9 protein-coding genes and 1 CRISPR repeat array are annotated in these 13563 nt (G+C 65.3%); of the genes, 6 read left to right on the forward strand and 3 right to left on the reverse strand.

The window, feature by feature from the left end; translation table 11 throughout:
• Positions 1–59 precede the first annotated feature (59 nt).
• The 4 genes from EP007_RS15195 to EP007_RS15210 all read left to right on the forward strand — a co-directional run bounded on the left by EP007_RS15195 (position 60) and on the right by EP007_RS15210 (position 7982).
• The gene (locus EP007_RS15195; RefSeq protein WP_128478629.1) at positions 60–1169 is read left to right on the forward strand and encodes a M24 family metallopeptidase; all 1110 of its coding nucleotides are present in this window, start codon (positions 60–62) and stop codon (positions 1167–1169) included.
• A complete protein-coding gene (locus tag EP007_RS15200) occupies positions 1154–1441 on the forward strand; it encodes a hypothetical protein (protein ID WP_128478630.1) in 288 nt (95 codons plus the stop codon). The genes EP007_RS15195 and EP007_RS15200 overlap by 16 nt, the downstream gene beginning before the upstream one ends.
• Positions 1442–1730: 289 nt before the next feature.
• Positions 1731–3609: a CRISPR direct-repeat array (repeat unit 30 nt; unit sequence GTTTCAGCAGAACCCTTGTAGGTTTGAAGC).
• Between the two features lie 276 nt (positions 3610–3885).
• Positions 3886–4248, forward strand: coding sequence for a hypothetical protein (locus EP007_RS15205; RefSeq protein WP_128478631.1), 363 nt, complete (start codon positions 3886–3888; stop codon positions 4246–4248).
• Positions 4245–7982, forward strand: a complete 3738-nt coding sequence (locus EP007_RS15210; protein ID WP_281062946.1) for a GAF domain-containing protein — start codon at positions 4245–4247, stop codon at positions 7980–7982. Before EP007_RS15205 ends, EP007_RS15210 begins: the two co-directional genes overlap by 4 nt.
• 51 nt (positions 7983–8033) lie before the next feature.
• On the opposite strand, the gene EP007_RS15215 is transcribed toward EP007_RS15210, so the two are convergent.
• Positions 8034–8564: a type IV pilin gene (locus tag EP007_RS15215; RefSeq protein ID WP_128478633.1), complete on the reverse strand. Its 531-nt coding sequence runs from the start codon at positions 8562–8564 to the stop codon at positions 8034–8036.
• 96 nt (positions 8565–8660) lie between these two features.
• Positions 8661–9893: a hypothetical protein gene (locus EP007_RS15220; RefSeq protein ID WP_128478634.1), complete on the reverse strand. Its 1233-nt coding sequence runs from the start codon at positions 9891–9893 to the stop codon at positions 8661–8663.
• 198 nt (positions 9894–10091) lie between these two features.
• Here EP007_RS15220 and EP007_RS15225 point away from each other — a divergent pair, with 198 nt between their 5' ends.
• Both EP007_RS15225 and EP007_RS15230 read left to right on the forward strand, forming a co-directional pair.
• A complete protein-coding gene (locus EP007_RS15225) occupies positions 10092–11885 on the forward strand; it encodes a MutS-related protein (protein WP_128478635.1) in 1794 nt (597 codons plus the stop codon).
• 5 nt (positions 11886–11890) lie between these two features.
• Positions 11891–13129 carry a glycosyltransferase family 87 protein gene (locus EP007_RS15230; RefSeq protein WP_128478636.1) on the forward strand — a complete coding sequence of 413 codons (1239 nt, stop codon included), beginning with the start codon at positions 11891–11893 and terminating at the stop codon, positions 13127–13129.
• 6 nt (positions 13130–13135) lie between these two features.
• Here EP007_RS15230 and EP007_RS15235 read toward each other — a convergent pair whose 3' ends face one another.
• The gene (locus EP007_RS15235) at positions 13136–13348 is read right to left on the reverse strand and encodes a hypothetical protein (RefSeq protein WP_128478637.1); all 213 of its coding nucleotides are present in this window, start codon (positions 13346–13348) and stop codon (positions 13136–13138) included.
• Positions 13349–13563 lie beyond the last annotated feature (215 nt).

Raw genomic sequence — 13563 nt, forward strand, 5'->3', positions numbered from 1 at the left:
TCTATACTGCTCGCCCAGACTCACACAATTTTAAACGCCATCCCGAGCAATTCCCTCGCATGAGCGCGTTCGAGGACCGAACCCGGCGATGCCAACAGCGACTGAGCGCGGTCGGCGCGGACGCCGCCGTGCTGTTCCCGAGTACCAACCTGTTCTACGCTTCGGGGTTCCGCGAGGAACCCGGCGAGCGCCATCTCTTTCTGGTGATTCCGAGCGATGGCGACCCCGCCTTCGTCGCGCCCGAGATGTACGACGCCCAGATTCGGGACGCCTCGTGGGTCGAGGACCTTCGCCTCTGGTCTGACGGCGATGACCCCGCACAAGTCGTGGCCGACCTCGCCGCGGAGTTCGAAATTCGGGGCGGCCACCTGCTCGTGGACGACACGATGTGGGCGCGATTCACCCAAGACCTGCGCGAGACCCTGCCCGAGGCGACGTTCGGACTCGCCAGCGAGGTGTTCGACGACCTCCGGATGCGGAAAGACGACGCCGAACTCGATTCGCTTCGGCGGGCGGGTGAGGTCGCCGACCGAGTGAGCGTCGAGATTCGGGAGTTGGGTGAGGAGGCCATCGGAATGACCGAGACCGAACTCGCCGACGAAATCGAGCGACGACTCGCCGCCGCGGGCGGCGAGGAAGTCGCGTTCGGCACCATCGCGGGGTCGGGTCCGAACGGTGCCAAACCCCACCACCGCCACGAGGACCGCGAGATTCGGCGCGGCGACCCCGTGGTGCTGGACTTCGGGGCGTCCGTCGATGGCTACCCCGGCGACCAGACCCGAACGGTCGTGTTCGCGGGCGACCCACCGGAGGGTTACGAGGAAGTCCACGAGACCGTCCGCAAGGCCCAGCAGGCCGCTATCGAGGCGACCGAACCGGGCGTTCCCGCCGAAGAAATCGACCGCGCGGCGCGCGAAGTCATCGAGAACGCGGGCTACGGCGAGGAGTTCGTCCACCGAACGGGCCACGGCGTCGGACTCGACGTTCACGAGGACCCCTACATCGTCGCGGGCAACGAGACCGAACTCGAAGCAGGGATGGTGTTCAGCGTCGAACCCGGAATCTATCTGCCCGGCGAGTTCGGCGTCCGCATCGAAGACCTCGTGGTCGTCACCGAATCGGGCTGTGAGCGATTGAACGACTCGCCGCGGACGTGGGAATCGCTCTGACTCCGGTCACGATGCCCTACCTGAGCCACACCGTCCGGTCGCTCCGCGACGACCCGATTCCCGACGAGACGGTCCGACTCGTGCTAACGGTCGGCGACGACGCCGACCTCTCCTCAGTCGCCGAGTCGGTTGAATCGCTCGACGGCGAGGTCATCCGAGAACTCCAGTTCGAGCGCCTGCTGGTCGAAGTCGCTCAGACCGACCTCGATGAGGTCTGTTCGCTCGACGGCGTTTCGTCCATCGAGACTGACGCGGTTCTCGGGCCGACCTGAGTCCCGCGGGAATGCCGACTTCTCGTCGCGTGCGGATATCAATTGTAAGAGCCGCGTCCCGAAGCGGTGACCTCCGACCGCCCACGTTTGTAGCGCGTACCCGAACAAATGGATCGGACGGTCCTACTGATTTGGCTGTTGGAAGCCTCGATATTTTGTGATCGGGTATGGCCGTCGAGTGTGCCGTTTCGTCATCGACCCCAGGGGCTTAGGGGGTTATCGAGGGTCGATGAAAATGTTGATGTGTCAGGCGGAGGTTCACCCTGGTGAGGCCCGTGAATCGGGCATGGTTTCAGCAGAACCCTTGTGGGTTTGAAGCTCCGAGTCCTATCCACTACCCACACTCCGGAACCGCGTTTCAGCAGAACCCTTGTGGGTTTGAAGCCAGATAGGGGCGTGCGTCCCAAATCGGGAGAACTCGGTTTCAGCAGAACCCTTGTGGGTTTGAAGCCTCCATCACCCGTTTAAGCTCAGGCAGGAACGCGTTTCAGCAGAACCCTTGTGGGTTTGAAGCAGTATTTCGACCCTGAGAGTCCGTCAGACGGCCGCGTTTCAGCAGAACCCTTGTGGGTTTGAAGCCACCAACCCGCGGTCGTTTCGTAGCCAGCGCGGTCGGTTTCAGCAGAACCCTTGTGGGTTTGAAGCCTCAAGCGCCCCGCCACCGCCGTCACCAGCCGAGATGGTTTCAGCAGAACCCTTGTGGGTTTGAAGCGCCGAATCCGGGTACAAAGCGATGGTTCTGAAGGGTAGTTTCAGCAGAACCCTTGTGGGTTTGAAGCGTTCTCTCGACGGACGCCTATCACACGATGGGGAAGTTTCAGCAGAACCCTTGTGGGTTTGAAGCCCCACATCACAGTAGCAACGTAAAGTTGTTACGCTGTTTCAGCAGAACCCTTGTGGGTTTGAATCTCTCCTAACCAGTTACCCGTTTAACGTTTTAAGTGCGTTTCAGCAGAACCCTTGTGGGTTTGAAGCCTCTGCCGACGAGACCCCAACCCCGAGCGCGCCCGTGTTTCAGCAGAACCCTTGTGGGTTTGAAGCGTCCGACTCGCCGAGTCCTCAAACCTATCCCATTGCGTTTCAGCAGAACCCTTGTGGGTTTGAAGCGACCGCCCTCCGGAGGCGCGCGAAGGTCGTCGCGCCGTTTCAGCAGAACCCTTGTGGGTTTGAAGCGCACTCGTCGAGCGGGGAGTCGGCCAAAAGGTCCCTGTTTCAGCAGAACCCTTGTGGGTTTGAAGCTGATTTAGGACGCGCATATCCTCGAATCGGTCAGGAGTTTCAGCAGAACCCTTGTAGGTTTGAAGCCTGAGTCGTGCGACGGGCCAGCAAGCGCGTCGCAAGTTTCAGCAGAACCCTTGTAGGTTTGAAGCATCATCGACGAGTTTGGCCTCTCCGACCGGAAGGCAGTTTCAGCAGAACCCTTGTAGGTTTGAAGCGTTTGGTGGCCTTTCAGCGCGGACTCGCGGAGGAACGTTTCAGCAGAACCCTTGTAGGTTTGAAGCCGGATGGTCCTGCGGGTCGGGCACGGCCACGTCTTGTTTCAGCAGAACCCTTGTAGGTTTGAAGCACCGACTTGGTGATTCAGACGCTCAACGGCAACAGCGTTTCAGCAGAACCCTTGTAGGTTTGAAGCCTCTGGTCCGACCTTCTCGACCACGCCGACGAGAGTTGTTTCAGCAGAACCCTTGTAGGTTTGAAGCGGGCGCGGTGACAACCGGACTGTCGTGTCGGAGCAGTTTCAGCAGAACCCTTGTAGGTTTGAAGCCCGCGGACCTGAAACCCTCCGTAGCCCGTGCTGTGGGTTTCAGCAGAACCCTTGTAGGTTTGAAGCACGGAGGTGTCCGACTGATGAGTGAGACTACAGACGACGGTTTCAGCAGAACCCTTGTGGGTTTGAAGCAACGGACAGTTTAAGACGACTGTCCTCCCGAACCAATGTTTCAGCAGAACCCTTGTGGGTTTGAAGCGCGCCGGTCGTCACGCGCCTCACGTCGTACCACGACGTTTCAGCAGAACCCTTGTGGGTTTGAAGCGTGACCTACGACGGCGAGACGGGCGCGCGCGCGTCGAGAGTTTCAGCAGAACCCTTGTGGGTTTGAAGCGTACCGTCGTCGGATGTGTACATCGTCTCGTCACCTGTTTCAGCAGAACCTGTGTGCGGTTGAAACGTAGTTACGAGCGATAAATGAGGCAAATATAGCCCGACCCGACTTGTCGCCGTGATCGGTCGCTTCAGTCGCTGTCGCGGTTGGATCGACCTGAACCTCGTCGGGCGCGGGTGGACACCGCCTTAACCGCCGAAACCGACATTCCGGCTCCAAGCACTCACCTGCCGGTATCGTGTCACCGACCACCACGATCATTCTCAGAGGCGAAACGCTAACAACCACTGAGTGTCTGTCGTGTGTACGATGCTCAGGCCGCAGGGGGAACAAAGCCGAGCGATGGGGACGGCACTGCAGGTGGTGTACGTCGGCGAGGAAACGCGCGGCGACGCAGTCGCCGCGGCGCTGCCGGACGCCGAGGTGACGAGCGAGCGCGATGGCGCGGGCGCGCTCGACCGCCTCGAAAGAGACGAGGTAGACTGCGTCGTTGTCGAGAACGAATCCGTGGGCGGAAACGGCGGTGAACTGCTCGCCACGGTTGGACGGCGCGCTCCCGCCGTCGCGCGCGTCCTGCTCGCCGAGTCGGTCCGCGACGCGCCCGACGACGCCGCGTTCGTCCCGACTCGGCCGCGGTCCGGACTCCCGGCGCGGACCGCCCGACGAATCGAGCGCGAGACCGTCGCGCGAGCGAGCGAGACCTGACGGCCGACCGGTTCGAGACGTTGGTCGAGGGGTCGCCCGACCCTATACTCACCATCGACGACGATTTCGAAGTCGCGTTCGCCAGCGAGACCATCGAACGCGTCTTCGGCTACCGGCCGGACGAAATCGTCGGCGAGTCGGTCGAGACGCTGCTCGCGGAGTCGGTCCACGACGATGTGGCCGAGACCGCCCGGTCGCTGTGCGAGGATGGACACCTCCGACGCGACTACGTGGAACTGCCGGGTCGCCACCGTGAGGGTCACGAGGTGCCGCTGGCCGTCTCGTTCCGCGAGATCGAGCGAGACGGGCGAACATACTTCTCGGCCATCGTCCGCGACGCGAGCGAGCGCGAGCGACTGCGAAAACGGCTCGAAGCCGAGAAGCGAAAGACCCGCGAACTCCACGAGGTCGCGGTCATGCTGGAAAACTGCGAGAGCGTCGAGGAGGCCTGCCAGTTGGCGGTCGAGACCGCAGAGCAGTTGTTGCAGTTCGACCTCTGTGCAGTGGACACCGTTGAAGACGACGAACTCGTCCCGCAGGCCGTCTCCAAGGGCGTCCCGACCGACGGGTACTACACGACCACGCCGCTGTCGGCCGACGACAAACTCGGCGCTCACGCCTACCGCGAGAACGAGACGTTTCGCGCCGACAACCTCCACGAGGAGGGCTTCGACCCGGCCGAGAGCGGCTACCAGTCGGCCCTGACGGTCCCTATCGGCGATTTGGGCGTGTTTCAGGCCGTCTCGAAGCGGACGGGTGCGTTCGACGCGGGCGACGGCGAACTCGCGGAGTTGTTGGCTTCGCACCTCGGGCAGTCGCTCCAACGAATCCGGTCTGAGGCCGCGCTACAGGCCGAGCGCGACCGGTTCGCCGCGCTGTTCGAGAACGTACCCGAACCGACCGTGGACTACGGCATCCGGGACGGGCGGCCGGTCGTCCACTCGGTTAACGAGGCGTTCGAGGAGACGTTCGGCTACAACGAGTCCGAAATCGTCGGTCGGTCGCTGGACGACCTCATCGTCCCCGACTGCGAGCGGACGAACTACCAGTGTCACCTCGAAACGGTCCGCGAGCGCGACCACTTGAACACCGAGGTCCGCCGCGAGGCCGAAGACGGGATACGCGATTTCCTCCTGCGGACCGCGAAGGTCGTCGGGAGCGGTTCGGGCGGGTACGCCATCTACACCGATATCACCGACCGCAAGCAGTTGAAGCGGGACCTGACCCGCGAGAAGAGCAAAATCGAGGACCTCCACCACGTCGCGGTCAAACTCGAAGGCTGTGACACGCCCGAAGAGATATATCGCCGGACCATCGACGCGGCCGAGGAAATTTTGAAATTCGACATCTGCGGCGTCGATATCGAGGAAGACGGCTACCTCGTCCCCAAGGCGACCTCCTCGAAACTGGACGAGGCCGACTACGCGACGTTACGGGCCGACGAGGGACTGGCGGGCGAAACCTACCAGAGCGGCGAGTCGTTCGTCATCAACGACATCCACGAGGTGACGGACGTGAACGTCGTGACCGAGCAGTTCCGGTCGGTACTCAGCATTCCCTTCGGCGACGAGGGGGTCTTTCAGGCCGGGTCAGAATCGCCCGGTGCGTTCGACCCTGAGGACGCGAAACTCGCGGAACTGCTGGTCTCACACGCCGCCGAGGCGCTGGTTCGCGTCCAGTCTGAGACCGCGCTCCGCGAGGAGCGCGACCGGTTCGCCGCGCTGTTCGAGAACGTTCCCGAACCGATAGCCCGGTACGAGCTTCAGGACGACGAGCCGGTCATTCAGTCGGTCAACGAGGCGTTCGAGGAGACATTTGGCTACGACGCCGAGACGGTCGCCGGGTCGTCAATCGATGACCTCCTCGCCCCCGAGGGGCGACTCTCGGACGCCGAGCAACTCAACGAGCGCGTGGGTCGGGGCGAGCGCGTCGATGCCGAGGTCAAGCGGACCGCTGAGGACGGCGTTCGAGACTTCCTGCTCAGAAACGCCGAGGTGTCGGGCGACGGCGACAACTACGTCATCTACACCGACATCACCGAGCGCAAACAGCGCGAGGAGATGCTGGACGAACTCCACGGGGCGACCCGCAAACTGATGACCGCCGAGCGCCAGCGTGACATCTGCGAGACGGCGGTCGAAACGTCTCGGAACGTCCTCGACATTCCCCACGCCTCGGTGTTCCGGTGGGACGAGACGACGGGCGCACTCGAACCCTACATCATCCCCGAGAACACGGTCGTCGAAGTCGGCGACTCCCCGTCGTTCGCGCCCGGCGAGGGAATCGTCGGGAGCGTCTTCCAGAACGGTGAGGCCTCCCACTTCGACAACGCGTGGAACGACCCGCGGGCACACGACGACGGGGCGGAGGGAATCCGGGCGTTCGGCGCGTTCCCGCTCGGCGACTGGGGCGTGATGACCGTCGCCTCGCCGACGGTCGGCGCGTTCGACGACTACGAAATCGACCTCGTGCGCGTGCTGGCGGCGAACGTTCAGGTGGCGCTGAACCGCGCGGCCCGCGAGACCGAACTCGCCGAGCGGCGGAGCCAACTCGTCGAACTCGACCGCATCAACGCGGTCATCCGCGACGTTGACCAACTGCTCGTCCGGGCCTCGACCCGCAAGGAGATAGCGGAGGCCGTCACCGAGCGACTCGCGGAGTCCGACCACTACCAGTTCGCGTGGACGGGCGAGGCGATGGCCGGGAGCAACGACGCCACGCCGACCGCGTCGTCGGGCGTCGAAGCGGGCTATCTCGAAGAGATACTCTCGATGCGCGACGAGACTCCGAAGGGACCCTCCCAGCGCGCGCTCGACACCGGGGAGGTACAGGTGGTCCAGAGCGTGCCCGAGGACGACGACTTCGAACCGTGGCGCGAGGCGGCGCTCGAACGGGGCTACCAGTCGGCCGCCGCCATCCCCCTGCGCTACCGCGAGACGCTGTACGGCGTCCTCTGTGTCTACGCCGACCGGGCCAACGCCTTCGACGACCGCGAGCAGGCCGTGCTGGCGGAACTCGGCGAGACCATCGGTCACGCCATCAACGCCGCCGAGAACAAGAAGGCGCTGCTCTCGGACAGCGTGGTTGAGGTGGAGTTCCGGATTCACGACGGCGACGGGTTCTTCGCCCGCATCCCCCGCGAGGACGGCGGCACCTTCTCGCTGGAGGGCGTGACGATGACTACCGACGGGTCGTTCGTCTACTTCATGACGGTCGAGGGTCTCGAACCGGACCACGTCCGAGCGCGCGCTGAGGAAGCCCCGGACGTGGAGCAGATCCGACTCGTCAACGAACACGACGGCGGCAACCTCTTCGAGTTCGTCTACACCGGGCCGTCGCCGCTCCAAGGACTCTCTGAACACGGCGGCACGCTCCGGAACGTGGAGTTCGACGCCGATGGTGGCCGGAGCGTGGTGGAACTCCCGCGGAAGGCCGACGTGCGCTCGGTCGTTGAGTCGATTCAGGAGAGCATTCCCGGCACCGAAGTCGTGGCCCAGCGCGAGCGCGAGCGACCGGACCAGACCGTCCAAGAGTTCCAGTCGTCGCTCGAAGACGACCTGACCGAGCGCCAGCGGTCAGCGCTCGACGCCGCCTACTACGCCGGGTTCTTCGAGTGGCCCCGCGAGAGTACCGGCGAGGAGGTCAGCGCCTCGCTCGGCGTCTCCGCGCCGACGTTCCACCAGCACCTGCGCGTGGGCGAGCGGAAACTACTGTCGGCGTTTCTGGACGACTGAACGAGCCGCGGCCGTTTCGCTCGCTCGTCTTCGTCGTCGGTTCGGCGGAGTTTAGACCGTGAATTCGGCGATTTTGTACGAGTCGTCCCCGCTCACGATTCCGGGGTTGACGCTTCGGATTCTGCTCGCGCTCCAGTAGATTCGGACGGTAACGTCGCTCGCGCTCCCCTCGGGGTCGAGATATATGGTCTCTCCGGCGTCCCACGTATCTCCGATACCGACCTGCGGCGGGTTGCCACCGCTGGACTCGGTGAACCGCTCCAGTTCGCTGGCGTAGGCGTCGTTCGCCCCCGACCCGCTTCCGGGACTCCCGCCGATGTCGAGTCGCTTGGAGGCAGTCACGTAGAGTTGGTCCGTCTTCAGTCCGCGACTCGCCTCCATGGTCACGGCGATAGTCCGTTCGCCTCCATCCTCGACGAGTTCGTACGACACCGAGACCTGCGGGGCGGTCGATTGGGCCGACGACCCGAGGTTGAGGACGAAGACCGAGATGGTGGACGCGAGGATGACTACGACCGCCACCATGATTATGGTCCCGACCACCGGGGAGGCTCCCCGCCGATGTCCTATCGGACTGTTCATGTGTAGGAAGACAGGTGTATAGGAGTAAATATTTGTCTACTGAGGGTTCGCCTACGCGTACTGTTTGTGAACTCACCGGCTCCCCGCCCCGAACGGTCAAAATGTGAACCCGTGGTTCTTTGTGACGTGGTGGGCCGCCGTCCCCCAGATGTAGTTCTCGCCGGGCCACCACGTCCGGGCGTTGTTGAACCCGCCGACCAGCACGCCCACGTCGGGGTCGTCCGGGTCCGGGTGGTAGTTGACCGACCCGCTGTCGCCGTCGTCGAACCCCGACTCTTTGCCCCACTTGAGCTGGCCCTGCTTGCAGATGGCTCCGTAGGCGCAGGTCACGCCGTCCACGGCCTGAATCCGCCCCGTCGTGTGGCCGGTCTTGACGCCGACCTTTTCGAGGGGTTCGCCCGCCGCCTTCAGGTCCGCGAGACCGACCTTGGTGAACTGCCCGAGGACGCGCCCCGGTTTACCGTCCCGAATCCGGTGGAGCGGCCGGTAGCCCTCGTTCGGACTGGCGCAGACGAGGTCCGACTTCGGGTAGCTCGCCCGGACCGACCCGATTTTGGTCCGGCCGCCGTCGAGCAGGTAGAACGGGTCGCCGTCGTTTCCGGTACCGCCGAAGACGTGGTTCGAGGTAGCGAAGTACAGCGACTCGTCCGCGGGGTCGCGCATCGCGGGCGCGAGCGTGCCGTAGGCGTCCTCGCTGGCGACGGCGACGCTTCCCGGAACGCTCTCGTCGGCCGCTTCATCGCTCTCGAACGCCGTGGAATCGCGGTCGAGTGCCGCGACATCCGCGCCAGTCGGCGCGGATGTCGCATCGAGCGCGGCGGATTCACCTTCCGCTTCGCGCTCGCCCACCCGTTTGATCCGGCGGACCTCGACCGGGGTGTCCTCGACGCGCTCGGGCACCGCGCCGCGGACCTCCTCGGCGGTTATCTCGACCCGAATCGTGGCGTTCGCGCCGCCGTATTCTCCGGGCGCGACGGCGGAACTGGCCACCCCTTCGCGGCGAATCACGTCGAGGTTTCGGTGGGCCGCGACGGCCGACCGGAAGTCGTCGTACCAGTCGGCCGGGACCGTCGTCCGGCGCGGGCGGACCTCGCCAGCGGTGCCGTCGCCGCCGCTTTCGCCGTCACTCTCGCTATCGCGCGCTAACCCGTAGACGACCGGTACTTCGTCGCTCCTCGCCGCCCGCACGTCGTCCGCGGTTAGCAGACTCGCCGAGAGCGCGCCGAACCCGAGACCGGCGAGCGTCTCCACGAATCGCCGACGGCCCATCCGCCCGACGGGTTCGTCGTGGACGGCGCTACTCCGCGGACCCCTATCGTCGTCCCCCATTTTCCCGCACACCTGTACGCCGGACTTTCACTTGAAACTGCTTGCCCCGAAGAAAGTGTTGCCAGTTGAAACAACGCGGGAGGTAGCTCGTGAAAACGTCCGCAAGCCGTCATTTCCGCGGCCACCGGGGAAACCGGCGAGTCTCGGCGAGACGACGCTTCTACAACCCTTAAGAGTCGCGGGCCTCACATTTCGGGTATGCGACTGGAGGAATACTGGGGCGTCGGACCCAAGACGCGCGAGCGGTTGGAGGCGGAACTCGGCACCGAGCGCGCGGTCGAAGCCATCGAGTCCGGCAAGGTCCGGGCGCTCGTCTCTTCGGGACTTTCCCGCGGGCGAGCGACCCGAATCCTCCGTCGGGCCAACGGCGGCGAGGGCATGTCCGTGCTGGCGACCCGCGACACCCGCGCCGTCTACAAGGAACTGCTCGACGTGGCCAGCGACTACGCCGTGACCGACGATGCCGCCGACCGGATTCGAGTTCTGACGCCGCTGATGGAGCGCGAGGCGGCCGAGCGACGACTTGACTCGGTGATGGCCGCTACCGAATCGTGGGCCGGACTCGACGGCGAGACCCGCGAGGCGGTCCGCTCGGCGTTCGCCGAGTACGCCGAGAACGACCGCATCGGCGACGAGGAGGCCGCGGTCCGGACCGTCCTCGCGCTCCGAGACGCGGGACTCTCGGAGGGCGCGTTCTCGCGCGTGGCCGACATCGACCGCGCGGACCTCGACGCCGCGGCCTCGGCGCTTTCGGACCTCGACGGCGGTGAGGTGGCCCGCGGTGTGGACGGCGAACTCGACTCTCTGCGCGACGCGCTCGACGGCGTCGAATCGCTCTCAGCCGACTCCCTCGACGCGATGCAGGAGTTGCGCGAGGAGGCCCGCGCCGGGGCGGAGTTCGGCGAAGTCGTCGTTGATTACGTGGCCAGCGAGACCGACGCCGGATTTCAGCGCGTCCGCGACGCCACGCCCGACGAGGCGGTGGACGCCACCGACTTCGTGGACGCGACGCTCCGGGAACTCACCGACGACCTCCGGGAGGCGGCCGCGGAGCGCGAGCGGTCGGTCGCCCGGCGACTCCGGGGCCGCATCGCCGAGACCCGCGACGCCATCGACGCCGCGAGCGCGGCCGTCTCGGACCTCGCCTTTACCCTCTCGTTGGCGCGGTTCGCGGTCGATTTCGACCTCGTTCGCCCCGCGTTCGCGGAGAACGGCTTCGCGGTCCGGAACGCTCGGAACGTCTCCATCGAAGCCGCAGGCGAGACTGTCCAACCGGTCACGTACGCTGTCGGCGACCACGACGTGCCGGGCGGGAGTGCGACCGGTGGCGGTTCGACAGCAAACGACCCGGTCCCGCCCAGCGGCGACCGCGTGGCCGTCCTGACCGGCGCGAACTCCGGCGGGAAGACGACCCTGCTCGAAACGCTCTGTCAGGTCGCCCTGCTCGCCCAGATGGGCCTGCCGGTCCCCGCCGAGCAGGCCGAGGTCTCGGTCTCCGAGGATATCGTGTTCCACCGCCGCCACGCGAGTTTCAACGCTGGCGTCCTCGAATCGACGCTCCGGAGCATCGTTCCGCCGCTGACCGAGGGGGAGAACACATTGATGCTCGTTGACGAGTTCGAGGCCATCACGGAACCGGGGAGCGCCGCCGACCTCCTGCACGGTCTCGTCCGTCTGACGGTGAACCGGGGCGCGCTGGGCGTGTTCGTCACGCACCTCGCGGACGACCTCAAGCCACTGCCCGAGAAGGCCCGGAAGGACGGCATCTTCGCGGAAGGGTTGGACGACGACCTCGAACTCGAAGTGGACTACCAGCCCCGCTTTGGCACGGTCGGCCGGTCCACCCCGGAGTTCATCGTCTCGCGCCTGCTCGCGGGCGCTGACGACCGCCCGGAGCGCGCCGGGTTCGAGACGCTGGCCCGCGCGGTTGGCGAAGAGGCCGTCCATCGAACGTTGAAGGACTGGTCGCCGGAGTCCACTGCTGAGGACTGAGAGCCGTGACCCCGCCCCGAAACCCCACCGACGCGCGCCTCGTCCTCGCCACCGGAATCCTGCTCGGCGTCGTCGGGTTCGTCACGACCGCCGTCCAGCACCCGGCGCTGGTCGGCATCGACCTCCAAGTCTACTACTTCGCGGCGGAGACCGCGCTCGCTGGCGGCGACTTCTACGCGGCCGCGCCGCCGATGCACCCCACCTACGGCTACGTCTATCCGCCGCTCACGCTCCCGTTCTTCTACCCCTTCGCCCTGCTCGGAAGTTGGCAGGCCGCGTTCGTCGCGTTCACTCTGCTCAACGTCGCGGCGGCGCTCGGGGTCGCGGTGTTGCTCGTGCGCTCCATCGAGGACCACCGGGACCGGCCGCTCTCGTGGCTAGACCGCGGTCTCGTCGCCGGGTTCGCCCTTATTTCGCTTCACTCGGCCTCGACGCTGCTCTACGGCGAGACGAACTTCCTCCTCCTGCTCGCGCTGGTTGCTGGCTTCCGGTGGCTCGCAATCGGCCGCGAATCGCGCGCCGGAGTCGCCTTCGCGGTTCCCGCATTCGTCAAACTGTTCCCGGCCGCGGTCGGGGTCTGGCTTCTCCGCAAGCGCGCGTGGCGCGCAATCGCGGCCGCCACCGCGACCGGCGTCGGCCTGTTCGCGCTCAGCGCGGCCGTCTTCGGCGTCGAAACCCACCGCACCTACGTTGAGTTCGCCGTCCTCCCGCGACTGTCGAGCGCGAACTTCGCGGGCGGGCTTCCGGCGGGCGCGGACCTCCTGACGCTCCGGCGACCGCTCTCGGTCTTCCTGCCCAATCTCGACCCCTCGCTGTACGGCCCGCTCGCGTTCGGCCTGCTCGCGCCGGTCGTCGGCTACTGCTACCTGAACGTGTCGGGTCCCGTGAATAGACTGGTCGCCGTGTTTGTGACGATGGCCGCAATCGTCGTCGGCTTCCCGTCGCTGTTGCTCTACGGCGTTTTCCTGCTCTTTCCGCTCGTGCCTCTGCTCTACCTGCTTGAGCGCGGTCCCGCGAGGACGCTGTTCGTCGCGGGGGCGTTCGTCGCTAACTTCACGGTGACGCTGGCGAACGTCCGGAACGCGCTCGGCGGAACGGTTTTGGCGGACCTCGTCGGCGTTCTGCGCCCGGCGTTGACGCTCGGGACGCCGACGCTGTACGGAATCGTCCTGATGCTCTGTGGCTGTGTCGTTCACGTCCGGAACGCGGCCGGGACGCCCGAGGCGTCTCCGGAGTCGGCGTAGCGCGTCTCAGAAGAACAAGGCCCACGCGATGAGTCCCATCGTGAGGAGGGCCAACAGCGCGGGGAGAATCGCCAGCAGTGCGTTCGTCAGTTTTCCGAGACGTTGCTCGTTGTTCACTGGCCGCAGTACGCTGTAGCCACACTCGACGCACTGCTTGCGGTCGGAGCGATGCTTTCGTCCGCACTCTTTACATTCCCACTGTTTTGGCCCGATACCCATATCGCGTTGACCGACTCCACGAACGCGGGGGTGTTAGCTTTTGGGACCTCTCTCCGAACTGACGCCGAACCGACGACGGGGCGACACGCCGCACGAAATCTGGAACTCGACGCCTCTCTGCCGGAGTAACACCGTGCGACTGACAAATCCGCACCTTTTCTCTCCGGTTTTCGCCGCCAGCGCCGAGTGAAGGAACACTTATCCGGCAGGCGCGA

The organism is Halorussus pelagicus, from assembly GCF_004087835.1.
Taxonomy (GTDB): Archaea; Halobacteriota; Halobacteria; order Halobacteriales; family Haladaptataceae; genus Halorussus; species Halorussus pelagicus.